This is a genomic window from Nostoc sp. C96, assembly GCF_059384975.1.
Genome location: NZ_CM182020.1, coordinates 4491532 through 4517393, shown reverse-complemented (window position 1 = coordinate 4517393; position 25862 = coordinate 4491532). Strand labels below are relative to the sequence as shown.

The window sequence follows — 25862 nt, the reverse complement described above, 5'->3', positions numbered from 1 at the left end:
TTCTTAAGAGGACACTTTTTGGAAGTTGCAAGGGGCAATTTCTGCCAACTTGGCTTCTCGCTTGAGGCACATGAAGTTTTGATTTTTCATGTGTCTATTGCCTTTCCTCAAAGCCAGCGCCTTGTTGTTCACCTGTTCACGGTTCCAGACTGGCAGAAGATTGATTGGGAGCTAGGGTTCCTGGGAGAATTTGGGAACTAAGTTTCCTTTCTGGGATTGGGTGTGAGCAGGTCTTAACACGCTGTTTTTAGGTCTGGCTCAATACATCCTGGAAGTTGTTAACTTTCGTCAGATTATTAATTTAAATGTAGTTGTCACAATATTTAAACATAAATTAAGTAATTAGAAAAACTTTGGTTGCCACTAAATATCAATAGTTCTAGTACTTTTAGATACTATTGATTAAGCTTATCTGTAGTTGTAACCTACATTTGCTTCTTGTGTTTACTAGACATTCAATTTTAAGATTAGTGTTCTCGAATACGAATTACTGTGCGCTTTGATATAGTTACGCTTTTTCCTGATTGTTTTACCTCAGTTCTCAGTTCTGGGCTGTTGGGTAAAGCTTTAGCCAAACAAATTGCCCAAGTGAATTTAGTCAATCCCAGAGACTTTACCAATGACAAACACCGCAAGGTAGATGATGAACCCTACGGGGGTGGCGTGGGAATGCTGATGAAGCCAGAACCAATTTTTGGTGCGGTGGAGTCGCTACCCTGTTTACCTCGCAGAGAGATAATTTTGATGAGTCCACAAGGTCAAACCATCGACCAACCTCTGTTGCGGGAATTGGCAGGTAATTATGACCAACTGGTAGTTATCTGTGGACATTATGAAGGGGTAGATGAGCGAGTACAACATTTGGTGACGCGGGAAGTCTCTTTGGGAGATTTTATTCTCACGGGTGGCGAAATTCCGGCAATGGCTTTAATTAATGGTGTGGTGCGCTTGTTACCGGGAACTGTGGGTAAGGTAGAGTCTCTGAAAGCTGAAAGTTTTGAAGAGGGTTTACTAGATTATCCTCAATATACTCGTCCAGCGAATTTTCGCGGCTGGAAAGTACCAGATGTTTTACTTTCTGGGAATCACGCCGCGATCGCCCATTGGCGTTATGAACAACAAATTAAACGCACGGGCGATCGCCGTCCCGATTTACTGGAAAAATGGCAAGAGGAGAAGAGGCTGGGGGGCTGGGGAGCAGGGGAGCAGGGGGAGCAGAAGCAATGACAAAGGACTCATGACAAATGACTAACATCAGAATTGGTAACGGCTACGATATTCACAGATTAGTGAGCGATCGCGCTTTAATTTTAGGTGGCATTCAAATTCCCCACGAATTGGGTTTACTCGGACACAGTGATGCTGATGTCTTAACCCACGCCATTATGGATGCGATGCTGGGGGCTTTATCCTTGGGTGACATTGGCCATTATTTTCCCCCTAGTGATCCCCAATGGGCAGGCGCAGATAGTTTGATACTTTTAACTCAAGTACATCAGCTAATTAAGGAACAAGGTTGGCAGATAGGCAACATTGACTCTGTAGTAGTTGCCGAACGCCCAAAACTAAAACCGCATATCGAGAAAATGCGTAGTAAGCTGGTCACAGTTTTAGAATTACAAGCCAATCAAATTGGGATCAAAGCTACCACCAATGAAAAGCTCGGCCCAGTAGGCAGAGAAGAAGGCATTTGTGCTTATGCTGTAGTCTTACTCGTAACTGCTGATTAATTTAGCATTTGAATATGGCGACTATAGAAGTAAACCAGATATTATTCAGTGCAACAGTAAATCTTCTTGCATTTCAAAACTATGCAAATTTTTAAATATAACTTGTCTAGAATTAAACATTCTTGGATACTCATAATTTTATCTGCATTGACAGCAATGACTGTTGCTGCTTGTAACCCTAGCAACTTTAAAAGTTCGGCAGCACAAATACCACAAGTAGTAAGTAGTATTCTGAGTGATCCCAAAACATTTAATTATGCCTTGAGTCAAGAATTTCCTAATATTTTTGGCTTGACTTATGAAGGCTTAGTTGACCAAAATCCTATTACAGGAAAAGTTGAACCAAGATTAGCCGAGTCTTGGCAAATTTCTGAAGATAAATTGAAGTTTACTTTTACTTTGCGTGATGGGTTGAAATGGTCTGATGGTCAGCCACTCACATCAGATGATGTTGTATTTACTTACAACGATGTTTATTTCAATGAAGCCATTCCCACAGATGTCAGAGATGCTTTTAGAATTGGCGTTAGTCGAAAACTACCTACTATTCGCAAAATAGATGAACGACGAATAGAATTTACTTTGCCAGAACCCTTTAGACCTTTTCTGTTAAATACAGGTACTCCCATATTACCTGCTCACGCTTTGCAAAAATATGTGCAAGAGAAAGACAGTGAAGGAAAGCCGATATTTTTGGCAAAGTGGGGTGTTGATAGTCCTGCTGAAGAAATTATCGTTAATGGCCCTTACAAACTTGAGCGTTATGACACTAGTCAGCGTGTTGTATTTCGTCGTAACCCCTATTATTGGCGTAAAGATGATCAAGGAAAATCCCAGCCTTATATTGAACGTTTAGTTTGGCAAATTGTCGAAAATACTGATACGTCTTTGCTGCAATTTCGCTCTGGTGGCTTGGATACGATAGGTATTTCACCTGATTACTTTTCTCTACTTAAGGTACAAGAAAAACAGGGAAACTTCAAAATTTATGGGAATGAACCTTCAACTGGTACTAGCTTTATTCTGTTTAATTTAAATAAGGGTAAAAGGAACGGCAAACCACTAGTAGACCCAATAAAATCACGTTGGTTTAATACAGTAGAATTTCGTCAGGCGGTTGCTTATGCTATTGACCGCCAAACAATGATTAATAATACTTTTCGCGGTTTGGGCAAACCGCAAAACTCACCTGTTACAGTGCAGAGTCCCTATTATCTTTCACCGGAAGAAGGGCTAAAGACTTATAATTTTGATATAGAAAAAGCCAAGCAATTACTCATCAAAGCAGGATTTAAATATAATCAACAAGGGCAATTACTAGATGCGGAAGGTAATCGTATACGCTTTACTTTACTGACTAATTCTGGTAATAAAATCCGGGAAGCAATGGGAGCGCAGATTAAACAAGATTTGGCTAAAATTGGGATGCAGGTTGATTTTACTCCCATTGCCTGGAATACCTATACAGATAAACTATCTAATACTTTAGACTGGGAAGCTTCTTTACTCGGTTTGACAGGTGGTTTAGAACCAAATGATGGAGCAAATGTTTGGTCTCCTGAAGGCGGATTACACATGTTTAATCAAAAGCCTCAACCTGGTCAAAAACCGATTGAAGGTTGGGAAGTGTCTCCTTGGGAAACAGAAATTGCTAAACTTTACATCCAAGCTACTCAAGAATTTGATGAGGCAAAAGTTAAACAAATTTATGGCAAAACTCAACAAATTACCCAAGAAAATCTGCCTTTTATTTATTTAGTGAATCCCTTAGCTATGACAGCAGTACGTAATCGCTTTGAAGGCATTAATTACTCTGCTTTGAATGGTGCATTCTGGAACATTTACGAAATCAAAATTACAAAATAGTCAAAGCTGAAAATGATCGTCTTGACTATGTACTATGGACTATGGACAAATGACAAATGACCAATGACAAATGATCAGAATTTGCGATCGCTATTGGAAGCCGTTGCCAATGGTAAAGTTACCCCAGATATAGCCTTAAACTCTCTCAAAAACTTAGCCTATGAACCTGTGGGTGAGTTTGCTAAAATCGACAACCATCGCGCCCTGAGAACTGGTTTCCCCGAAGTAATTTGGGGGCCAGGTAAAACTCCTGAACAAATTGTCCAGATTATTGAGGTGATGCGCCAACGTAACCCAGTAGTCATGGCAACTCGCATTGAACCATCAGTTTATGCGGTGCTGCAATCAAAAGTGCGCGGTTTGCAATACTACGAATTGGCAAGAATTTGCGCTATTACTCCCGAAACTATCGAACCTCAGTTCCCTGGCGAAATTGGTATTCTTTCGGCTGGGACTGCTGATTTACCTGTAGCGGAAGAAGCCGCAATCACAGCGGAACTTTCTGGTTTTCGTGTGCAGCGGCTTTGGGATGTGGGGGTGGCGGGTATTCACCGTTTGCTCAGTAATCGTCACTTGATTGAATCAGCATCGGTGTTAATTGTTGTGGCTGGGATGGAAGGTGCTTTACCCAGTGTGGTTGCAGGTTTAGCAAATTGTCCGGTGATTGCTGTTCCTACTAGTATTGGCTACGGTGCAAGTTTTGGTGGTTTAGCACCTCTATTGACAATGCTTAACTCTTGTGCTGCTGGTGTTGGGGTAGTAAATATTGATAACGGTTTTGGTGCAGCGGTATTGGCGGGGCAAATTTTGCGAACAGCTATGAAATTGAGTGAGGAGTAGAGGTTAGAGTATTGAGAATGGGACAAAATATCAGGTAGAGCGATCGCTGATCTCCCCCGGATCAAATTAACCAAATACTGGACATCTTATACATATAGAGGTTATGACATAGAGGACTTACGGGTATTTAGCATGAACTACCTCAATGATGTGACTTTTCAGCTATTTTGGCATTTGCCGATGAATGCTATGGTGCTGGCACAACAAGTTAGTGATCCTAATTTGATCGGACAGGTGCAGAAAGCTTGGAATCATTTTGTCCAAACAGGTCAAATTTGGGCGTTGCTGATTGGTTTGGTGATTGGTTGGCTGTTTCGTAACCTTACCAGCTACGGTTGACACTGATAGGGAGTTGGTAGTACGGATTAGAGTATTTGCCTACTTCCCATTCCCGTTTTTTTATGACGCAACCACAAACTTGGAGCCAGCGATTTGAATCAGCGCTACATCCGGCGATCGCTCTGTTTAATGCCAGCATTAATTTTGATATTGAATTAATTGAATATGATCTGACTGGTTCCCAAGCTCATGCCAAAATGTTGGCGCATACGGGAATAATTTCTACTGAAGAAGGCGAACAACTCGTTTCAGGTTTAGAACAAATTCGCCAAGAATATCGCCAAGGACAATTTCAACCGGGAGTTGATGCTGAAGACGTACATTTTGCTGTGGAACGGCGATTGACGGAAATTGTTGGCGATGTTGGTAAAAAGTTACATACGGCGCGATCGCGCAACGACCAAGTAGGTACAGATACTCGGCTTTATCTACGCGAGCAAATTCAGCAAATTCGCCATTGCTTAAGGGAATTTCAACAAGTTTTGCTAGATATCGCTGAACAAAACGTTGAAACCCTCATTCCTGGTTACACCCATTTACAACGCGCTCAACCCTTGAGTTTAGCCCATCATCTGTTGGCTTACTTTGAAATGGCACAGCGCGATTGGGAACGCTTAGGAGATGTTTCGCGCCGAGTGAATATTTCACCTTTGGGTTGTGGTGCTTTGGCGGGAACGACTTTCCCCATTGACCGCCATTACACAGCCCAGTTGCTAAATTTTGATAGTGTTTATGCTAACAGCTTGGATGGAGTGAGCGATCGCGATTTTGCGATCGAATTTTTGTGTGCGGCTAGTTTGATTATGGTTCACCTTAGCCGCCTTTCGGAAGAAATTATTCTCTGGGCTTCGGAAGAATTTCGCTTCATCACGCTCAAAGATAGCTGTGCTACTGGTTCTAGCATTATGCCTCAAAAGAAAAACCCCGATGTACCAGAATTAGTGCGTGGCAAAACTGGGCGGGTTTTTGGTCATCTCCAAGCGATGTTAGTTATTATGAAAGGCTTGCCTTTGGCATATAACAAAGATTTACAAGAAGACAAAGAAGGTTTATTTGATGGTGTTAACACAGTCAAAGCTTGTTTAGAAGCAATGACTATTTTGCTGCGGGAAGGCTTAGAATTTCGTAGTCAGCGTTTAGGCGAAGCTGTTGCAGAAGACTTTTCTAATGCTACAGATGTAGCAGATTATCTCGCCGCCAGAGGCATTCCCTTCCGTGAAGCTTATAATTTGGTGGGTAAAGTCGTCAAAACTAGTATTGCTGCGGGCAAACTTCTAAAAGACTTAACATTAGACGAATGGCAACAAATACATCCCGCATTCGCCGCAGATATTTATGATGCGATCGCACCGCGAACAGTTGTCGCCGCCCGTAATAGTTACGGTGGTACAGGTTTTGCCCAAGTTAACAAGGCAATTCATACCGCCCGCAATCAAATCAGGGAATAGGTTACAGGTGAGCCACTGCGGTGAAGCAGCCCCCATCTTGGCTGTTCCCTTCGATGGGGGACTGCTGAACCCGAAGGGTGGACGGGTTCCCCAACATAAAAGAGGCAGTGTGTTAGGTGGCTTTGCCGACTTGTAGCAACTGCCGTCAAGTGACGTTAGCGCAGCGTTAGCGACGCAGGAGCGTCACCCGAAGGGTTACAGGGTTAAAAGTCTTGTACTGCCTTCATACTTAAAAACAAATAAGAGCGTACATCTGTACGCCCTTAAAATTAGAATCACTGAAAGAATCAGAAATTAAGCTGGTGGCTTACTCAGCGTCAATTGCTGCTGCGCCCTCATCTTCCTCACTCTTAGGTGGTCGTTGCTGGAACCTTCTTTGCATTCTTCCCGTTGTAGTCCGTTTACGAAACTTTCTGGCGTATGCCTGGTTCCGTAGCGCCTTTTCTTTTTTCGGGTTACGGCGCTTTGCCATGTTCACCTCATTAATAAACAACAAAAAAATATAAACTAGGCATCTCTTAGGCATTATCAGCTATAAAGCTGATGCTATTGATATGATTTTCCCCTAGTTTAACAGTCTAACTGCTTTATTTGAACAACGTACAATTATATCGTATTAATTAAAACCATGTCAATATAAATTTTTGAGGATTTCTTTAACGCCAGTAAGTTCAAAACATCAAATAATTGGGAAAATTAAAAATATTCATCAATGTATCTATATGTATTATCAGGATCAACCTAGAGAAATTTTTATGGGAGATTTCTAGAATGACTTTATGTAAAAATAGCTGGCGATCGCTCCTAAAAAATTAGTAATATTCATGAGCTAATTTAGGTTTTTACTTTAATAAGTAAATCAACTATTTTCTATAATTTAAATATCTATTCCGGGAATTTTTAAGATAAAACCTATCTTTGTTCACTGAAATAAATAATGTATATACAAATACAAAAACTTTCTTTTAACTAAATGCTAAAATTGAGCTATCATACAAAAACTATTAGATAATACTTGCAAATTATCTAGTATTTTGCTTGATGTTCTGAGTTTACCTCGGTGATAAGTCAATAGTTTTCAGTTAGCCAAGCCTGACGGCAATTCCTATGGGAAAAGACTTAACTGAAGGATTGTAGATTGAAGTACTTCCTCATAAGTTGCAGGAAAGTTAGTCTAAATATAGACGTATATTCAATTACTAAGTAAATCAGCTAATACTTTTCAAATATTCTCTGAGCATAAAATCCCAAAGCACAAGCATCTTTGTGTGAAACAAATCTCAATAATTAGCTAGTTGAGTGAATGCGAGTGCAGGAAATAAAAACACATAACACCAAGATTTTCAGCTTGAACGTTCTGGCTTTTTTTGCAGCAGTTGTCCAGTCTACACGCGGTTTATGGCGTTATGGACAAACAGTATTAGGTATTATATTCCGTCATCCTATTACTGGTACAAGTATTATTCCGATATTACCTGACGGTCGAATTGTCTTAATTCGACGGCGAGATAATGGTCTTTGGTCATTACCCGGCGGGATGGTTGACTGGGGAGAAGATATTCCCACTACAGTCCGCCGAGAATTGATAGAGGAAACTGGACTGGAGTTGGTAGAGATTAAACGTTTAGTCGGTGTTTATTCTGCACCCGACCGTGATCCTCGGATTCATTCAATTTGTGTAGTGGTTGAAGCAGAAGTACAAGGGAAAATGGAAATTCAAGATGGGTTAGAAGTCATTGAAATCCAAGCTTTTTCACCTAGTGCTTTACCGAGTGAACCAATGTCCCATGACCATTCCCGACAGATAAAAGACTACTTAAACGGCTTGACAACACTGGCGTAACAATACTTTAGATTTTCGCTCGGAGATTTAATTGCAAAATCCAATATAGAAACTACAATCAACTATGATGTAATTTTTATATACAAGATGGATACACTATTACGTAACTCCCGCAGAAAGCTGTCCCAAGGATTGTTATTCTGGAGCGAAGCTGGTCAAGGTATTCCGGTCGTTTTGTTACATGGTGCTTGGAACGATAGCAGCCAGTGGTCATCGGTAATGGAAAAATTAGCAAAAAATTTCCATTGTTTTGCACCAGACTTGTTAGGCTTTGGAGAGTCTGATAAGCCCAATATCCATCATTCGATAGATTTACAAGTAGATTCTATAGCTGAACTTTTGCAAGCTTTAAGACTGGAAAGAGTATATTTAGTTGGTCATTCTTTAGGTGGTTGGATAGCAGCTAGTTATGCTTTGAAATATCCAGAACAAGTGGAAGGTTTAGTCTTATTAGCACCAGAAGGTGTAGAAGTAGAGAAACAAGAAAAACGTTGGCAACAACGACGCAAATTATTAGAATTTTCTCCGTTATTAGTGAAATTTTTCAAATTTATCAGACCTATCATTAAAATATTCGGTCGGCACGAAAAAATCGAGCAAGACTTACAGCAACGTCAACATTTACTCAAATATCCCGCAGCTTGTGAGTTATTATTTCAAAGACAGACAGCAGAAATTAAAGCCGAGTTACTGCAAGATAAATTGCATTTAATTGAAGTTCCCGTGTTAATTTTACAAGGCGGACAAGATACTTCTGATGCTGTTTTTCAAAGCCAAACTTATAAACAATTCATTCCCCAAGTAGATTTTAAATTAGTAGCTCATGCTGGCAATGATTTACCAGAAGAGTGTGCCGGCATTGTGGCGGAAGAGATTCATGATTTTATTAAACTTTCAATCTAATTTATTGAGAGTTTGCTGCCAATCAGCTATAAATATTCCTTCACTTTCAAATCGTGATATGTGTTTCAAGTTTGTTGCCACAACTGTAACCTTATCAAAAATATTCAGTTGCAAAATGGCTTGAGCAACAAGAATTACATCTATATCTAAGCTGTCCTTACTGGTGGTGGGTTTACATTATGTTATAACCCAAGCCTATAATTCATCTACTTTCTTCACCATTTCAGGAGTTATGTACATTTCAGTAAGTCAATATAGATTATCAATCTTTGCTATTCCCCAAAAAATTAAATTTGGTTCCATAATTAAATGTGCTGCAATGTCTGGATATACAGTTTGCATATAGTTGATTAACAAAGTGCGATCGCCTCCTTTAATTGCAACTTTACTATCAGGAAATAATTGCCACCACGCAGTGATAAAATCTTTGATTCCTGCTAATAAAGTGTAGATCACTCCACTTTGAATTGCTTCTGGTGTATTCAGTGCAAAACGTAGCGCTAAAGATGTAAAATTTTGCGTTTCTAACTGTGGTAATTGACCTGTTTTTTGACCCAAGCTTGCAAGTTGTAAACCTAGTCCTGGCAAAATAGCACCGCCAACTAAATGTTGTTGATGATCTGCGCCTGTAAAAGTGAGTGCTGTTCCCGCATCAATTACTAACATCGGAAATCCCAATTTTATCCCCGCACCCCACAAAGCCAAGGCGCGGTCAATTCCTAATGTGGAATAGGTATTTTTTAAAGGTACATCTTCTAAGGTAATCATCCGAGCATTAGGGTAAGTTTGCCAAAGTGCTGTTTGACTGGGAACAACCGAAGCAATGACCAGGGGAAGGGGGCGAGGAAGGGAAAAAATCTCTGCGGGGAAATCATCTGGAAGTCTACCGTTACCCAACTGCTGTATAACTGAATCAGGTAGATAGTCTGTATTCCACGTATCTTCAAGGGTTTCGCCTACGAATAACCCCCAATGTAGTCGGGAATTGCCTATCTCCAAAGCCAGCCAAGGTTTATGTATACGCGGTTTCACTATTTTGATTTTTTTAAGATAACTATAGGGTTTTTAATAAAAATTTACATTTAAACCGTGTCAAAATAGAACAAGCGGAATAAATACTCATTGTGTTAGAGAGGGGATTTATGGTATCGCTCACCGAAAAAACTGAAAAACGGCTGACTATACAGACTGAGGACATTGCTCAAGATACGACGGCTATTCGCTCTCTCGATTGGGATCGCGATCGCTTTGATATTGAGTTTGGGTTACAAAATGGTACTACCTACAACTCATTTTTGATTCGCGGTGAGCAGATTGCCTTAGTTGATACCTCCCATGAGAAATTCCGTCAGCTGTATTTTGATACGCTCACAGGCTTGATTAATCCTCAAGATATCAATTATTTGATTGTTAGCCACACTGAGCCTGACCATAGCGGCTTAGTGAAAGATTTGTTACAAATGGCTCCAGAAATTACCGTTGTGGCTTCCAAAGTCGCTATTCAATTTTTAGAAGATTTGGTACATCAACCATTTAAACGGCAAATTGTGAAAAATGGCGATCGCATAGATTTAGGTAACGGTCACGAGATAGAATTCGTGATTGCACCCAACTTACATTGGCCTGACACAATATTTAGCTTCGACCACAAAGACCAAATTCTTTTCACCTGCGACGCTTTCGGGATGCACTATTGCTCCGATGCCACTTTTGACGAAGACTTAAAAACTATAGAAGCTGATTTTAAATATTACTATGAATGCTTGATGGGGCCGAATTCGCGCTCGGTATTGTCTGCAATGAAGCGGATGGGCGAATTGCCAGCGATTAAAATGATTGCTACAGGTCACGGGCCGTTACTCTATCACAACGTGGAAGAATTAACCCAACGTTACCGCAAATGGAGCCAGAACCAAGCAAAACCAGAAACCACGGTTGGTATATTCTACGTTTCAGAATACGGTTATAGCGATCGCCTGGCGCAGTCAATTATCAACGGTATCAGCAAAACCGATGTCGCTGTTGAAGTAGTAGATTTGGGTTCAGCCACAGATTTACAAGAATTGCGCGAACTAGTTGGACGTTGTTCGGGGATAGTCATTGGTGCGCCTCCATCTGCTGGTGATACCATTGCTCAAGCCGCACTCAGCACCGTGTTAGGCTCTGCTAAAGATAAACAAGCCATTGGTATATTTGAGACTGGCGGCGGTAATGATGAGCCGACTTACCCCCTATTAACAAAATTCCGGGCGTTGGGACTGCACGTAGCATTCCCGGTAATTCAACTGAGCGAAACCCCCAGCGAAATCACTTACAAGCAGTGTGAAGAAGCTGGCACAGACTTAGGGCAATGGGTAACACGCGATCGCAGCATCAAAGCGATGAAATCCCTGAGTGCAGACTTAGATAAAGCCCTTGGTAGACTCAGTGGCGGACTGTATATTATTACTGCCAAAAAAGGCGACGTATCCAGCGCGATGTTAGCTTCTTGGGTAGCGCAAGCCAGCTTCAAACCCTTGGGATTCTCCATTGCAGTCGCTAAAGACCGGGCGATTGAATCCTTAATGCAAGTAGGCGATCGCTTTGTGTTAAACGTCTTAGAAGAAGGCAATTATCAAACACTTATGCGCCACTTCTTGAAGCGGTTCGCCCCCGGTGCAGACCGTTTTGCAGGTGTGCGAACCCAGCCAGCCGAAGACGGTACACCCATTCTCGCCGACGCTTTAGCTTACATGGAATGCGAAGTCGTTAGCCGGATGGACTGTGGCGACCACTGGGCGGTATACAGCACCGTCAACGGCGGCCGAGTTTCCAAACCGGAAGCACTGACAGCTGTGCATCATCGTAAGGTGGGAAATCACTACTAAAACTTTTTGCTACTCATCAGAGGACTTGTAAAAGATAAATAGCGATCGCACTTTTGAGAATTAGGGGAAGTGCGATCGCTATCATGTTTTAGGTCATAGCATGAAATAGCTAATATTTATTCACTGTAGAATGTAATCAATATTCTGTTGAGTCAGGAGAAATTTTTATGTTGACCTCTGAGACTAACAAAACATTATATGAACAAGATTTTTACTTATGGGTACGAACTACAGTTAAACTTTTGCAGGAAGGTAAACTGGAACAATTAGATATTGCGAATTTAATTGAAGAAATTGATAGTATGGGGCGGAGTGAAAAGAAAGAACTTAAAAATCGTCTAATAATCTTAATTGAACATATATTAAAACTGCAATTCTGGACAGAATAAAAAGAGTACAGTGCCAGAGAATGGCGTAATACTATTGTTGAGCAAAGACGACAAATAATTTATCTTCTAGAAGATAGTCCCAGTTTAAAATCTGTTTTAGATGATGTATTTCTAATCTGTTATACAGATGCTAGAAATGATACTATCAGAAAATATCAACTTCCCTCAGAATTATTTCCTGTAGAATCACCTTTTTCTGTATCTCAGATTCTTGACGCAGATTTTATACCTTAGCAAAACACCTAGTAGAGACATGAAATTTTACGTCTCTACATTTAAATTTATACCTTGATTTAGCAACGAGCGATCGCTTTGTTGTTAGATATGTAAATAAAGACTGATAGAATTAAGCCTGAATAATCTACATATTTCTATATTTTTTGTGAAACGAGACTCTATTTATTACCAAATTTTCAAACGATTTCCAGCGTTAATATTTGAACTTGTTGATAACCGTCCTGCACAGGCGCAAAACTATCGATTTGAGTCAGTGGAGGTAAAAGAAACCGCTTTTCGGATTGATGGTGTCTTTGTACCACCAGAAAACGCAACACCCAAAGTTATCTTTTTTGCTGAAGTTCAATTTCAGAAAGATGAAGGTCTTTATCATCGGTTTTTTACTGAATCGTTGATGTATTTGAACCGAAATCAATCTCAATACGATGATTGGTACTGTGTGGTAATATTTCCATCACGCTCTTTGGAACCAAACGATAAAAGAACCCATCGCATATTTTTAAACAGCGACCAAGTTCAGCGCATTTATTTGGATGAGTTAGGTACTTTTGATACTCTGCCAATAGGTATTAACTTAATGCAGTTAACAATTGCATCCTCTGAAGCGATGGCAGAGCAAGCCAAGCAACTAATTCAACGAGTAAAATTAGAAGAAACAGGCACACTGCCAAAAAACGAAATCATCGAAATTATCACGACAATTGCTGTTTACAAGTTTTCATCTTTGAGTAGAGAGGAAGTAGAAGCTATGCTAGGAATAACTTTAGAGGAAACAAGAGTATATCAGGAAGCAAAAGCTGAAGGTCTAGAACAAGGTCTAGAACAAGGTCTAGAACAAGGTCGAGGTGAAATTCTGAAAGTTACTGTCCCACTGTTACTGAAAACTGGGATGAGTGTAGAACAGATTGCTCAACAACTCAATGTTGCTGTGGAATCTGTGGAGAAATACAGGTAAGATTACTTTTGATGAGTCCTGACGATCGCACCCCATCTTACTCGAATTGCTAAAGATTCGTTCTGTACAATTGACTAAACAGCCGCTAAGAGCGATCGCCTTCAGGTTTAGCGTATCAGTAGTTTTACCAGTAGAATAGACACATCAAATTTTGACGCTATTTGGTTATTGATAGTGAATTTATGACACTTGATAGCTTCTTGATTGCTGTGGCTACTGTACTGTGGACTAAAGCACAGGAGAAAGTTGGCGAAAACATTGGTGATGTTTTATGGACTGCTCCTGGTAAGTTGATAGAATTACTGCGCCGCAAGAATAAAGCACCATCTCTTACCAGTAATGAACCGCAGCCATTAGATTACGGTCAAGCAGTGCTGGAACTGACACAAGCCGCACAAGACCCCGAAATTGCTCAAGCTGTAGTGGATGTGGAAGCAGCAGTTAATAATGATCAGTCTGAAGCTGCTAAGGAAATTAAAGATAAAGCAGCAGAAATCCAATCTCAGCCGTCAGTTGTAAATAACTTTGCGAAGTTAGCAGAAGAAATTAAAGCAGAAAAAGGTACGATGGTTGCTCAACAAATCAACATTGAGCAACAGACTAATACTTACAACTGACTACAGTCGTCCCCAGGGGAGGAGGGGATAAGGTTAACTCCCAATGACTGGCGTGAAGTTTGCACCGCCATGCTGCAAAATCAGCAGGAAGCAGCAAGACTCAGACGCAAAGCGACAGAACAAGGTTTTGAAGTTAACGTTTATGTTCCCTTGGGGTTGGTGGAACGCCAACAGCAGCAACGCCGACAGCTAAATGAATGTCAAGACAGGGCGCAAGTTTATGAGTTAACTCAAGAAGTTATAGTCAAAACCTATGAACATGACGCATTTCTACAAGAAGTAATTACACAACAGCCAAGCGGCAACAATAAACATATTGCTATCATCGGTGAACCAGGAGCAGGTAAAACCACTTTATTGAGTACCATTGCTGCCTTTATTCAAAACAAAACTCAAGATTTACCCATCTGTATTTCTCTCGCCAACTTACAGGGAAGAACCATTGAGGAATATTTACTCAAGCAATGGCTGACTGAAGCGATGAGATTAATAAAATCTGATGCTGTCGTCACGCCAGAAATTGAACGTCAATTACTTGAGTGTTTTGCTAAAGAGAGAGTTTGGCTACTGTTAGATGGTGTAGATGAAATGGGCGAAGATTCACCCGTGCAAGCATTAACCAAAATTAATCGAGAACTGACAGTATATTTGAGACAGGCGCGGGTGGTGTTAACTTGTCGGTTAAATGTTTGGGATGCCCAGGTTAATAATACACTCACAGGATTTGATACTTATAAAACTCAAGAGTTTAAACTAGAACAAATTGATAATTTTATTCAACAGTGGTTTGAGCGTGCTGGTAATTTAGCGAAAGGGAAGACACTACAGGATAAATTAAAAGCAACTCAACATGAAAATATTCGTAAATTGGTAACAAATCCTCTGCGGTTGTCGCTGTTGTGTCAGACATTCTATTTGGATAAGCAGGGAGAATTACCAGAAACGAAAGCAGCACTTTATCAGAGATTTACCCGCTATTTCTATGAATGGAAATCAGAGTTATCTATTGAGTTGTGTAACTCTGATGATTTAAAGGATGAATTACACCAAGCTTTAAGCAAAGTAGCTTTTGCTGGAATTAACAGTCCGGCGCGGTTTCGTTTGCGGCGGAGTTTAGCACATCAAGAAATGGGCGAGAGATTATTTAAATTAGCTGAGAATGTGGGATGGTTAAATTTAGTAGACAGAGTAGCTGAAACTGATGAAAAAGTTTATGCTTTCTTTCATCCTAACTTTCAAGAATATTTTGCTGCGTTAAAGGTTAATGATTGGCATGAGTTTCTGAATCATGTTCCTAATAATCCAACACAAGGAACTTACCGCATTTTTCAACCAGAATGGAGAGAGGTAATTTTGCTGTGGTTTGGGCTGAGAGGGGAGGGACTAAAACAACAGCAGCAAGAATTGATCAATGCTTTAGTAAATTTTAAAGATAGATGTGGTACTTGGGATAGGGAAGATGTAGACAAAGGTTTTTATGAGTATCGAGCTTACTTTTTAGCGGCTGTGGTAATTGCCGAGTTTAAAGATTGTTATCAAGCAGATGAAATCGTAAAGCAAATTGTCAAATGGGATTTTGGTTATTTATCAGAACAACAAAAGCGGGTGCAATTTCTTAGTCCAATTCCAAATGAAGCTAGATCAACATTACAACAAACAGAAAAAACAAAAGCGATCGCCGCTTTGGTGCAACTGCTGCATTCAAAGGATGTGGATGACTCCACCCGTAGGTGGGTAGCATATAGCTTAGGGACAATCGGCACAGGCAATCCAGATGCGATCGCCGCTTTGGTGCAACTGCTGCATTCAAAGGATGTGGATGACTCCACCCGTATGCAGGCAGCAGATAGCTTAGGGAAAATCGGCACAGGCAATCCAGATGCGATCGCTGCTTTGGTGCAACTGCTGCAATCAAAGAATGTGGATGACTCCACCCGTTGGCAGGTAGCATATAGCTTAGGGAAAATCGACCCAGGAAATCCAGATGCGATCGCTGCTTTGGTGCAACTGCTGCAATCAAAGAATGTGGATGACTCCACCCGTAAGCGGGTAGCATATAGCTTAGAGAAAATCGACCCAGGAAATCAAGATGCGATCGCTGCTTTGGTGCAACTGCTGCAATCAAAGAATGTGGATAACTATACCCGTAGGCGGATAGCATATAGCTTAGGGGAAATCGGTACAGGAAATCCAGATGCGATCGCTGCTTTGGTGCAACTGCTGCAATCAAAGAATGTGGATAACTTAATCCGTAGGCGGGTAGCATATAGCTTAGGGACAATCGGTACAGGAAATCCAGATGCGATCGCCGCTTTGGTGCAACTACTGCAATCAAAGAATGTGGATAACTTCACCCGTAGGCTGGTAGCATATAGCTTAGGAGAAATCGACCCAGGAAATCAAGATGCGATCGCCGCTTTGGTGCAACTGCTGCATTCAAAAGATGTGGAGGACTCCACCCGTAGGCGGGTAGCAGATAGCTTAGGGAAAATCGGCACAGGCAATCCAGATGAGATCGCTGCTTTGGTGCAACTGCTGCAATTATCTGATTTGGATAAGTCCACCCGTAAGCAGGCAGCAGAAAGCTTAAAGAGAATCGGCACAGGCAATCAAGATGCGATCGCTGCTTTGGTGCAACTGCTGCATTCAAAGGATGTGAATGACTCAACCCGTTGGTGGGTAGCAGATAGCTTAGGGAAAATCGACACAGGAAATCAAGATGCGATCGCTGCTTTGGTGCAACTGCTGCATTCAAAAGATGTGGATGACTATACCCGTAGGGATGCAGCAGAAAGTTTAGGGAAAGTTATACAAGACAATCAACATCGGTCTTTAGTTATCGCAGGTTTAAAAGATTATTTGCAATTTGCTGATCACTACAAAGTCATCTGGAAATGTTCTCAAAATATGCCTTATCCCGATTTCTACCAAGCTTGGCATCAAGGAAACGCTGAAACAATCTTTATTAACCATCTTGACTTACTCCAAAACTTGCAAACTGCAATTAACAATGACACTCAACTTAGCCAAAACATTCACTTAATTTGTATCGACACGAGTAAATTCATCGCACCAGATAACCCAGCCAGCAAAATTTACACAGCACTTGTCAAAGCTGGCTGTCCTAAATGTGCAGATAGTACGCCGAAAACAATGGCAGAACTGCAAACCTATTGGGAATTGCTAGAAACTGATAAGCAAGTGGTTTTATTGTTTCACCCAGGCGCAACTCAAACTACAGGCGAGGCAACATACAGCCATGTGTTTCTCAACGCCATCAGTAAATTTGAAGGTGCAATTTGTTTGATTAGCGACCCCATACCAAACTACAACACCCTCAAAGTCTTTACACCCCACCAATCAGTTAATGAAATTTTAGAATGGTTGCGGCGTAGTTGTTGATTATATAGTCGATACATTGGCAATGTCAGGCAATACAATCTTGATGTTAGTCGGTACAATCACAATGTTACGCAATACATTGGCAATATTAGGCGATACAATCGCAATGTTACGCAATACATTGGCAATGTCAGGCGATACGTTCACAATGGTGATGCAACATAAGCAAGTGCCTCATAAATATCAGCTTCTTCCAGATACGGATAAGCTTTGAGGATATAGAAATATGTATATATCACCAGGATAAAATATAACATCCTGGCAGATGCCTGTTTGCGGATTTTTTTCGGGAGCGATGGTCATAAGATGGATACGGCATCGAGTATGGCTTTATTGTAACAGCGTTGTCTTGGGCGATCGCTCTTTCAAATCCAAACCTCAGAAAGATGCGCTAGATATCTGCAATTAATTTTGTTATCCTCTGCATAAGAAATACTGTAAATTTCATCAACTAAATTAAGCTTTAATTAAAATAGGTACTCCTTTGCGGCAATTGTGGACTTATATGTAGCAATTGCTGTTTAATCCATAATAAATACTTAAAAATAAACAAGTTATTCAAAAATTATGCCAGATACTAAACCTCGTGATGTACAAGTATTGCCAATTGCTACCGATACAACTGTAATGCGAGCGCGCAGTTGGACAAGGTTAAGATTTGAAATTGAATACGCCCTAGCTAAAGGGACTACGGCTAACTCCTATTTAATTCAAGCTGACAAAATTGCTTTGATTGACCCGCCTGGGGAAACCTTCACGCAAATTTATCTGGATGCGTTGCAACAGCGTATTGATGTCCAAGCAATTAATTATGTCATTCTCGGTCACATCAACCCTAACCGCGCCGCCACTTTAAAAGCTTTATTAGAAATTGCACCCCAAATTACCTTTGTTTGTTCTAACCCAGGGGCGATAAATTTACGCGGTGCTTTAGAAAATCCTGACTTACCAATTATCGTGATGCGGGGGGAAGAAACCCTCGATTTGGGTAAGGGACATAACCTGCAATTCATTCCTACACCCAACCCCCGCTACGCCGATGAACTCTGCACCTACGACCCCCAAACCGAAATTCTCTACACAGATAAGTTATTTGGGGCGCATATCTGCGGCGACCAAGTATTAGACGAAGGCTGGGAAATTATTAACGAAGACCGCCGTTATTATTATGATTGCCTGATGGCTCCCCACGCTCGGCAGGTGGAAACAGCACTAGAAAAACTGGCAGATTTTCCAGCGCGTTTGTATGCTACAGGACACGGGCCTTTGGTACGTTACGGCTTAATTGAGCTAACTAAAGCTTATCGCCAATGGAGTCAACAGCAAACCTCTGCTGACTTGACAGTAGCTTTGATTTATGCTTCGGCGTATGGGAATACTGCCACCTTAGCCCAAGCGATCGCGCGTGGCATTACAAAAGCGGGTGTGGCTGTAGAATCAATTAACTGCGAATTTACCGAGCCAGAAGACATCCGCGCAGCTGTGGAAAAATCGGCTGGTTTTGTCATGGGTTCGCCAACTTTGGGCGGTCATGCACCCACACCTGTACAAACAGCTTTAGGGATTGTTCTATCCACAGCAACGAACAATAAACTTGCGGGTGTCTTTGGTTCTTTTGGCTGGAGTGGTGAGGCGGTCGATTTAATTGAAAGCCGACTCAAAGATGCAGGCTATCGCTTTGGTTTTGATACCATCCGTGTCAAGTTTAAACCCGATGATGCAACCTTACAATTGTGCGAAGAAGCCGGAACAGACTTTGCCCAAGCCTTGAAGAAAGCCAAAAAAGTGCGATCGCAAAGTGTCCCCGCTACAAATGTCGAACAAGCAGTTGGGCGCATCGTTGGTTCCTTGTGCGTGCTGACAGCCAAACAAGAAGATAGAGCCAGTGCTATGTTAGCCTCATGGGTAGCCCAAGCCAGCTTTAATCCGCCAGGGTTAACTATCGCCGTTGCTAAAGAACGGGCAGTAGAACCACTGACTCACTCAGGTAACGAATTTGTCCTGAATATTCTTAAAGAGGGTAATCATATAGGCTTGATGAAACATTTCCTCAAACCCTTCGGCCCTGGACAAGATAGATTTGCTGATGTCGCTACCGAAGAAAGTACAAATGGCTCTCCTATATTGGCAGATGCTTTAGCATATTTGGAGTGTAAAGTCCAAAATCGGATGGAATCGGGAGACCACTGGTTAGTTTATGCCACTGTAGAAAACGGTAAGGTTTTAAATCAAGATGGTGTGACTGCTGTGCATCATCGTAAGTCGGCTACGCATTATTAATGTGTTTTAACACAGAGGAGCGCTGAGGTTAACGCGGAGTTACGCGGAGAATTGCATATTCTTCCTTTGCGTCCTTTGTGGTTTGAGTGAGAATGACATGGGTAAACTTCATTACATCGAGTATAAAGAGTGATTACGATTTACTTTTATGATGTAGGGGTCATCTGTGTTTAAATTTCTCACTAAACTCGACTATTTATTAAAAGAAACCTTCTTAGGGTTGTTGCGTGGCGGCTGGATGAATTGGGCAGCCGTTAGCACTGTGGCGGTATTATTATTTTTATTTGGCTTGAGTCTGCAAACTTCTTGGCAAGTTGAAAAACTCCTGAATCAATTTGGCAGCCAGTTAGAGGTTTCAGTATATTTAGAACCGGGAATAGAAGCTAAGAGCATCGAACATTTGGTCGTGAAAATGCCGGAAGTTGTGGCGATGCAAACGGTTACTAAAGAAGAAGCTTGGGCAAAATTAGTCAAGGATTTGAGAATTGCGGATATTGACGGTGCGACTCAGCAGCTAGGGGAAAACCCTTTAGTTGATGAGATGAAGGTAAAAGCGCGAAATTCTCAAGCTGTACCAGTTTTAGCCACAAGTCTGGCTAAATTACAGGGAGTTGAGACCGTTGAGTATGTCGATGAAGCTGTAAAACGCATCGCTCAGTTGCATCGAGGTTTAAACTGGTTTACTGTGACAATTACCAGTATTTTGACTTTAACTGCGATCGCTGTTACTACTACTACCATTCGCCTTATTGTCTTGGCGCGACGACACGAAATTGAAATTATGCAACTAGTTGGCGCGACTTCGGCGTGGATTTATCTACCGTTTATTTTACAAGGAATTTCCTTTGGTTTAGTTGGTGGTGCGATCGCTTGGAGTTTCATTTCCGTCATCGAACAATTTTTAGGTAAGTTACTCGCTAATCAACCAGAGTTTATTCAATTCCTTGCTAATGGTTTGCAACTTGCGCCCACACAAATCTTATTATTACCTTTGATTCTCTTAAGTTTCGGTGCAACGGTAGGATTAATAGGCAGCTTATTCGCAGTACATCGATTTGCTAAGGCTTAGTCAATGGTCAAGAGTTCTCTATTATATTGATCAAATAACAAATGATATAGCAGTCGAAGTATAGGTGAGGATATTTAAAAAGCAAGAATACTAATCATAGTAAAACTTTACCTCCTGCCTCCTGCCTCCTGCTATAAATGACCAAGGACAAATAACATGGCATCTCAATGGGAATATTTATTAAAAAATCTTGGTGCGTGGCAAGGTTCATTCACCAGATTTTCAACTCAAGGTCAACTCTTAGAAGATATTAAAAGTGTTGTTTCCTTTGAAGGATTAAACGAAAATAAAACTATGCGTCAAATTGTCCGCCGCGAAGGACAAGAAGATTTAGTTTTAGAATACAGTTCTTTAGCTAAAAGTATACTATTCTTTGAAAATGGTGCATTTTCTCAAGGTTCGATTCAGTTAGCACCATTTACAGAATTTGGTGCAGAACTTGGTTTAATTTATGAAAACCGCCGTATACGTTTAGTACAGTTATTTGATAAAAACGGTCAGCTAGATAAACTAACTTTAATTCGAGAACATTTAGCCGGAACCGAACCAGTAGAAAACCCTCCCTTAACGGTGAACGATTTATTGGGAGAATGGCGCGGTGAGGCAATTACAATATATCCTGACTGGCGATCGCCTGATACTTTCTCTTCAACTTTAAAATTACATTTAGATGATACTGGACGATTAGTCCAGAGTTTGACTTTTGGCGAAAGAACCATCACTTCAACAGCAACTATCAAAGGTTCTATCATTCATTTTGACCAAGATCCACAAAAGCAGGTGCAAGTTTTACTATTACCAAACGGTGCTTCTGCAACTTCACCATTACAAGTAAAATTACGTCAACCCTTATTTTTAGAAGTGGGTTGGTTAATTCAGCCTAACTTGCGCCAGCGCATGGTTCGCACCTATAACGATAAAGGTGAATGGGTAAGCCTGACTTTGGTGACTGAACAAAAAGTATAAGTTATTCAATTTACTCTAAATTACCATTTTTCATAATCAGTGAGTGCCTCCTGAGCCAAGGCTTCTAGTTTTTTATCACTAACCTCTTTCTCTAGCTGTTCATCCCTTCGCTTGTAATATAGCTCAGAAAAAGAATAGGCGATTTAATTCATTTAAGCATTAGCATTTCACTTACAATTTCTTTTCCGTATTTTCTGTTACACCAAAGAACAGCGACGCTGTAACGCTTTGTGAAGTAAAGTTTGATATTCTTCATCACCAATACCGTAAGCGCCAAAGCGTTCTAAATGCGGGTTCATCATTTGAGCGTCAAACAGGACAAATTGTTTTTGGCGCAATCTTTCTACTAACTTGACCATTGCTACTTTTGATCCTTCGGGGATGCGGTAAAACATCGATTCACCGATAAAAGCACCGCCAATTACTATTCCTAAAATACCGCCTGCGAGTTCGTCACCTTGCCAAGTTTCAAAACTGTGAGCAAAACCTGTTTTATGCAGTAACAAGTAAATTTCTTTTAATTCTTCTGAAATCCAAGTTGTTTCTCGGTTTGCACAGCCAGCCACAACAGCCGGAAAATCGCGGTTAATCGCTACTGTAAACCGTTCCTGATTCAACACACGCTGCAACGACTTAGGATAGCGGAATCGCTGATCTAAAGGAATCAAAGTCCGATCGCGGCTACCATACCAACCCAAGCCATAATCGTCATCAGCCATGAGAAAATAGCCTTGAGCATAGCCTTGAATAATTGCAGCGATATCATATTGCATAGATAGAGCAAAATAGAATAAAAAAATTCAGAGGAACGCCATTTGATGCGATCGCCATCCTCTGCGCTCCTCTGGGATATATTAAGCGTCCCTCTGCGTTTACCAAAATGACACAACCAATCCCATCCATTACCCTACCACCAGCTAACAACCCCCTCCTTGAAGGTGAGTGGTTACAAGAGTGTTTGTTGCGGTGGTTAGATGCAGAATTTATCCCTGAAGCAGTCAACCAAACGATTGCTCAACGAGCCGCGCAAATCTTTGTGCGCCAACGTATGGAAGGAGAAAATGACTTAGGCTCTCTGGTAATTGCCATTGTTACAGAGATGCAGGCTTTTGATTTTTCCAAAAGCTTTTATGGAGAGTTTGCGATCGCTAACGCCGTCAGCGATCTACTCTTAGAAAGTCTGGGTATAGACCGTTGCTGCGGTCAATAAAGTAAAGTCCAAAGTCAACAGTCCATATTTTGACCATTGACTAATGACTAATAACTACCAGCTAGACTTAACCACTCCAGGTAACAAACCTTCGTGCGCCCATTCCCGCAGAACGTTCCGAGATAGTCCAAAGTCACGGTACACACCTCTGGGGCGACCAGTTACCCAGCAGCGATTGCGGCGACGGTTGGGCGCACTGTTCCGGGGTAGTTGTTGAATTTTCCGATGAGCGTCCAGTTTCTCTTCTAAAGATTCAGCCTGTCTGAACTCTTCCAGCAGAGTTTCCCGCTTTTCGGCATACTTAGCCACTAACTTGGCGCGTTTTTTCTCGCGCTCAATCATACTTTTCTTCGCCATACATTCTAAATAAAGACAGCATTTTCCATTCTACAGTGTCCTAATCAATTCTAGGGATACTCCTTAATTTACCTAGCCTATTGTCATCACTTTATGAGCAGTAGGACACAAATCAGCTAACTCACAACCTCCACAAGCTGGAGAACGGGCTTTACAAACAGCACGACCATGATAAATTAGCCGAATTGACCAATTTTCCCAATCTGCTTGGGGTAATAACTTCATTAAATCTTGTTCAATTTTGACTGGTTCAGAATACTTGGTTAAACCTAACCGCTGACTCAAACGCTTAACGTGAGTATCCACAGTCACCCCAGCATTTATCCCATAAGCATGAGCTAAAACAACATTTGCCGTTTTCCGCGCCACACCAGGTAATTTTAATAAATGCTCCATTTGGTTAGGCACAATCGAATCAAACTCAGTCACAATCATCCGACATGCGGCTTGAATATTCTTGGCTTTATTACGATAAAACCCTGTAGAACGCACCAAGTTTTCTAATTCTGCTAAATCAGCATTCGCTAAACTGGCTGCATCGGGAAAACGACCAAATAAATTTGGTGTAACTTGATTAACTCGCTCATCTGTACACTGAGCCGAGAGAATAGTAGCAACGAGTAGTTGTATAGGTGTTGAGTAATTTAATGAACAAGTTGCATCTGGATATAAATGCTTGAGGCGCTGGAGAATTTCTAACGCTCGTTGTTTTTTAGATGGGGATTTGCGGGTAGTAGTCATGGTAAAAGGCAAAAGTAAAAAGGCAAAAGTAAAAAAAGGCACTGCTGAATATGAGAATGAAAATTAAAAACTCAATCGCTCAAACTCTTATTCTCCGCCCCTCTGCGTCTCTGCGAAAGATAAAAATCATCCGACTAATCAGCAACACCTAAAAAAATAAGTGCCTATTTACTCAGAAATTAGTAAGTAAAAAATAAATTAGCCTGCACAAGCAGGCTTTGTTTGGTTAGCGTCAGACTTGAGTCTGAGTGCTTTAATTTTGCGCCGATCCTACTGAGTGGTTAACTGGATGGTTTCTTTGACTATTAAGAAAATACCTAAGCCTAAAAGTAGGACTAAGCCTGTTTGCATTACACCTTCTTGAATGCGGCTAGGTAAGGGTTTACCGCGTAAACCTTCAATTAATAGAAAAGCTAGTTGTCCGCCGTCTAATGCTGGTAAAGGCAAGATATTGATAATGGCTAAGTTAATGCTGATAATCGCGGCAAAAGATAGTAAATTTGTGCTGTCATCAGCCGCTAATTTTGCACCAACTTTCACAATATTAACTGGCCCAGAAACTTGTCCGATGGTTTGTTGAAAGTTAGTAATTAACTGCCCAAAACCGTTGAGCGTGCCGATAAATAACTGTTGGAAGCGGTTAGCTGCAATACCAAAAATCTCGAAAGGACTGTTAGGTTTACGAAAAACTGGTTTACCATTTGGCCCTAGTTGAATTCCTACCAAGCCTTTACCATCAGCGCCTAGGGCTGGGGTTAATTTTAGGGAAACTTGTTGATTTTTCTGTTGAACTTTGAGGGCGATTTCCTGATTGGGATGAGTTTGAATTTCTTTGGTCAAGATAGCGGTGGATTTGTCTGAAGCCGGGAGTTCTTGACCATTAACTGCTAAAACTATATCACCTTCTCTAATGCCGGCTTGATAGGCAATAGATTGTTCATTAACTGGTTGAACAAGCACACCGGGTTGATAGTTGAACTTTTCTGGGATGCCAACAATACCCAATTGGAGAACTAGCACTAAATAGGCAAATATTAAATTTGCAATTACTCCCGCACTGATGACGATCGCCCGATCTAAAACTGGACGGTTACGCAGCAGATTCGGGTCGTTGGGTGGAATGTCACTATCTGGGTCATCATCGGGAAAGCCCACAAAGCCACCCAAGGGAAAAGCACGGACAGCATATTCGGTTTCCGTTCCTTGGTATTTCCACAAAACTGGGCCGAAACCCAAAGAAAAACGGTTAACGTGAATGCCTTGAGACCTTGCTGCTATAAAGTGTCCCAGTTCGTGTACCAAAATTAAAATAGCCAAGACTGCGATCGCTGCTAAAACTGACATAAAGCAAATTAGTCAAAATATGCGGATATATATGTTTATTGTAGTAGTTGGGGATGGAGTACACAGATAAATCCTGTAACTGCTGTTGAGCTTGATTAATTGCCAACATCTGCCAAACTTCTACAGATGTTTTTTGTCATGCTAAATATGTAAATACAATAGCTGCACCTATTGTATTAAAGGTGTATTCTAGTAAATTTTTATTCCTCTGTTACAATTCAATGTGCAATGCAGACGAATAAAATATTGAATCGCAATTAGTATACTAAACTACTCACGAATTGGTGCAATTACACAAGCCATGCTGATGCACCAACTCAAACAGTAACTAATATTAAATTTTAAATACTCTTGACAGAAACTTTAAAAAGTCACTAAAAAATTGTAGTGAATAAACACAGTAAATCTAGATAGATGTATTGAGACTAAATAAAATATTGCCAAATTGCTCACAATCTC

General features: G+C 41.0%; 25 protein-coding genes and 1 pseudogene. 19 read left to right on the top strand and 7 right to left on the bottom strand.

What is annotated here, in order from left to right; translation table 11 throughout:
• Window positions 1–18: 18 nt before the first annotated feature.
• From AC504W_RS19275 to AC504W_RS19240, 8 genes are all read left to right on the top strand, one after another.
• The gene (locus AC504W_RS19275) at window positions 19–201 is read left to right on the top strand and encodes a hypothetical protein (RefSeq protein ID WP_494879384.1); all 183 of its coding nucleotides are present in this window, start codon (window positions 19–21) and stop codon (window positions 199–201) included.
• A 291-nt stretch (window positions 202–492) separates the two neighbouring features.
• Window positions 493–1227: a tRNA (guanosine(37)-N1)-methyltransferase TrmD gene (gene trmD, locus AC504W_RS19270; protein WP_494873848.1), complete on the top strand. Its 735-nt coding sequence runs from the start codon at window positions 493–495 to the stop codon at window positions 1225–1227.
• Between the two features lie 17 nt (window positions 1228–1244).
• A complete protein-coding gene (gene ispF, locus AC504W_RS19265; RefSeq protein ID WP_494873847.1) occupies window positions 1245–1730 on the top strand; it encodes a 2-C-methyl-D-erythritol 2,4-cyclodiphosphate synthase in 486 nt (161 codons plus the stop codon).
• An 81-nt stretch (window positions 1731–1811) separates the two neighbouring features.
• Window positions 1812–3596, top strand: coding sequence for an ABC transporter substrate-binding protein (locus AC504W_RS19260; protein WP_494873846.1), 1785 nt, complete (start codon window positions 1812–1814; stop codon window positions 3594–3596).
• Between the two features lie 63 nt (window positions 3597–3659).
• Complete coding sequence (gene larB / locus AC504W_RS19255; RefSeq protein ID WP_494873845.1) at window positions 3660–4436, top strand: nickel pincer cofactor biosynthesis protein LarB; 777 nt, start codon at window positions 3660–3662, stop codon at window positions 4434–4436.
• Between the two features lie 132 nt (window positions 4437–4568).
• The gene (locus tag AC504W_RS19250) at window positions 4569–4775 is read left to right on the top strand and encodes a hypothetical protein (RefSeq protein WP_494873844.1); all 207 of its coding nucleotides are present in this window, start codon (window positions 4569–4571) and stop codon (window positions 4773–4775) included.
• Window positions 4776–4837: 62 nt separating this feature from the next.
• Window positions 4838–6223, top strand: coding sequence for an argininosuccinate lyase (argH, locus tag AC504W_RS19245; RefSeq protein WP_494873843.1), 1386 nt, complete (start codon window positions 4838–4840; stop codon window positions 6221–6223).
• A gap of 7 nt (window positions 6224–6230) precedes the next feature.
• Window positions 6231–6359, top strand: coding sequence for a hypothetical protein (locus tag AC504W_RS19240; protein ID WP_494873842.1), 129 nt, complete (start codon window positions 6231–6233; stop codon window positions 6357–6359).
• Window positions 6360–6530: 171 nt separating this feature from the next.
• Here the strand turns inward: AC504W_RS19240 and AC504W_RS19235 are convergent, their stop codons facing one another.
• Entirely contained in the window at window positions 6531–6695 is a 165-nt protein-coding gene (locus tag AC504W_RS19235) for a hypothetical protein (RefSeq protein ID WP_009457656.1), read from the bottom strand.
• An 876-nt stretch (window positions 6696–7571) separates the two neighbouring features.
• Between AC504W_RS19235 and AC504W_RS19230 the strand changes: the two genes are divergently transcribed.
• Together AC504W_RS19230 and AC504W_RS19225 are read left to right on the top strand one after the other, a co-directional pair.
• Window positions 7572–8066, top strand: coding sequence for an NUDIX hydrolase (locus tag AC504W_RS19230; RefSeq protein ID WP_494878701.1), 495 nt, complete (start codon window positions 7572–7574; stop codon window positions 8064–8066).
• An 87-nt stretch (window positions 8067–8153) separates the two neighbouring features.
• Window positions 8154–8969, top strand: coding sequence for an alpha/beta fold hydrolase (locus AC504W_RS19225; protein WP_494873841.1), 816 nt, complete (start codon window positions 8154–8156; stop codon window positions 8967–8969).
• A 249-nt stretch (window positions 8970–9218) separates the two neighbouring features.
• Here the strand turns inward: AC504W_RS19225 and AC504W_RS19220 are convergent, their stop codons facing one another.
• The gene (locus AC504W_RS19220; RefSeq protein WP_494873840.1) at window positions 9219–10001 is read right to left on the bottom strand and encodes a pantothenate kinase; all 783 of its coding nucleotides are present in this window, start codon (window positions 9999–10001) and stop codon (window positions 9219–9221) included.
• A gap of 110 nt (window positions 10002–10111) precedes the next feature.
• Between AC504W_RS19220 and AC504W_RS19215 the strand changes: the two genes are divergently transcribed.
• The 5 genes and pseudogenes from AC504W_RS19215 (at window position 10112) to AC504W_RS19195 (ending at window position 17436) form a co-directional block, all read left to right on the top strand.
• Complete coding sequence (locus AC504W_RS19215; protein WP_494873839.1) at window positions 10112–11836, top strand: diflavin flavoprotein; 1725 nt, start codon at window positions 10112–10114, stop codon at window positions 11834–11836.
• A 167-nt stretch (window positions 11837–12003) separates the two neighbouring features.
• Window positions 12004–12459: pseudogene (locus tag AC504W_RS19210) on the top strand (DUF29 domain-containing protein).
• 148 nt (window positions 12460–12607) lie between these two features.
• Window positions 12608–13417: an Rpn family recombination-promoting nuclease/putative transposase gene (locus tag AC504W_RS19205; protein WP_494873838.1), complete on the top strand. Its 810-nt coding sequence runs from the start codon at window positions 12608–12610 to the stop codon at window positions 13415–13417.
• Between the two features lie 182 nt (window positions 13418–13599).
• The gene (locus tag AC504W_RS19200; protein ID WP_494873837.1) at window positions 13600–14034 is read left to right on the top strand and encodes a hypothetical protein; all 435 of its coding nucleotides are present in this window, start codon (window positions 13600–13602) and stop codon (window positions 14032–14034) included.
• Window positions 14035–14103: 69 nt separating this feature from the next.
• On the top strand, window positions 14104–17436 hold the full coding sequence (locus tag AC504W_RS19195; RefSeq protein WP_494873836.1) for a HEAT repeat domain-containing protein: 3333 nt from the start codon (window positions 14104–14106) through the stop codon (window positions 17434–17436).
• Here the strand turns inward: AC504W_RS19195 and AC504W_RS19190 are convergent, their stop codons facing one another.
• Window positions 17437–17583, bottom strand: coding sequence for a hypothetical protein (locus AC504W_RS19190; protein ID WP_494873835.1), 147 nt, complete (start codon window positions 17581–17583; stop codon window positions 17437–17439).
• Between the two features lie 420 nt (window positions 17584–18003).
• Between AC504W_RS19190 and AC504W_RS19185 the strand changes: the two genes are divergently transcribed.
• The 3 genes from AC504W_RS19185 (at window position 18004) to AC504W_RS19175 (ending at window position 21751) form a co-directional block, all read left to right on the top strand.
• Window positions 18004–19716: a diflavin flavoprotein gene (locus AC504W_RS19185; RefSeq protein ID WP_494873834.1), complete on the top strand. Its 1713-nt coding sequence runs from the start codon at window positions 18004–18006 to the stop codon at window positions 19714–19716.
• A 166-nt stretch (window positions 19717–19882) separates the two neighbouring features.
• Entirely contained in the window at window positions 19883–20785 is a 903-nt protein-coding gene (locus AC504W_RS19180) for a cell division protein FtsX (protein WP_096578977.1), read from the top strand.
• A 156-nt stretch (window positions 20786–20941) separates the two neighbouring features.
• Window positions 20942–21751, top strand: coding sequence for a DUF3598 family protein (locus AC504W_RS19175; protein ID WP_494873832.1), 810 nt, complete (start codon window positions 20942–20944; stop codon window positions 21749–21751).
• Between the two features lie 197 nt (window positions 21752–21948).
• Here AC504W_RS19175 and aat read toward each other — a convergent pair whose 3' ends face one another.
• Window positions 21949–22524, bottom strand: coding sequence for a leucyl/phenylalanyl-tRNA--protein transferase (aat, locus tag AC504W_RS19170; protein WP_494873831.1), 576 nt, complete (start codon window positions 22522–22524; stop codon window positions 21949–21951).
• Between the two features lie 107 nt (window positions 22525–22631).
• Between aat and AC504W_RS19165 the strand changes: the two genes are divergently transcribed.
• Window positions 22632–22961: a DUF8822 family protein gene (locus AC504W_RS19165; protein WP_494873830.1), complete on the top strand. Its 330-nt coding sequence runs from the start codon at window positions 22632–22634 to the stop codon at window positions 22959–22961.
• A 54-nt stretch (window positions 22962–23015) separates the two neighbouring features.
• Here AC504W_RS19165 and rpsN read toward each other — a convergent pair whose 3' ends face one another.
• The 3 genes from rpsN to rseP all read right to left on the bottom strand — a co-directional run bounded on the left by rpsN (window position 23016) and on the right by rseP (window position 25403).
• Window positions 23016–23318: a 30S ribosomal protein S14 gene (rpsN, locus tag AC504W_RS19160; RefSeq protein ID WP_044500173.1), complete on the bottom strand. Its 303-nt coding sequence runs from the start codon at window positions 23316–23318 to the stop codon at window positions 23016–23018.
• A 72-nt stretch (window positions 23319–23390) separates the two neighbouring features.
• The gene (nth, locus tag AC504W_RS19155) at window positions 23391–24059 is read right to left on the bottom strand and encodes an endonuclease III (protein WP_494873829.1); all 669 of its coding nucleotides are present in this window, start codon (window positions 24057–24059) and stop codon (window positions 23391–23393) included.
• A gap of 270 nt (window positions 24060–24329) precedes the next feature.
• Window positions 24330–25403 (bottom strand): RIP metalloprotease RseP, encoded by a 1074-nt coding sequence (rseP, locus tag AC504W_RS19150; protein WP_096578962.1) that lies wholly within the window; start codon window positions 25401–25403, stop codon window positions 24330–24332.
• Between the last annotated feature and the right edge of the window lie 459 nt (window positions 25404–25862).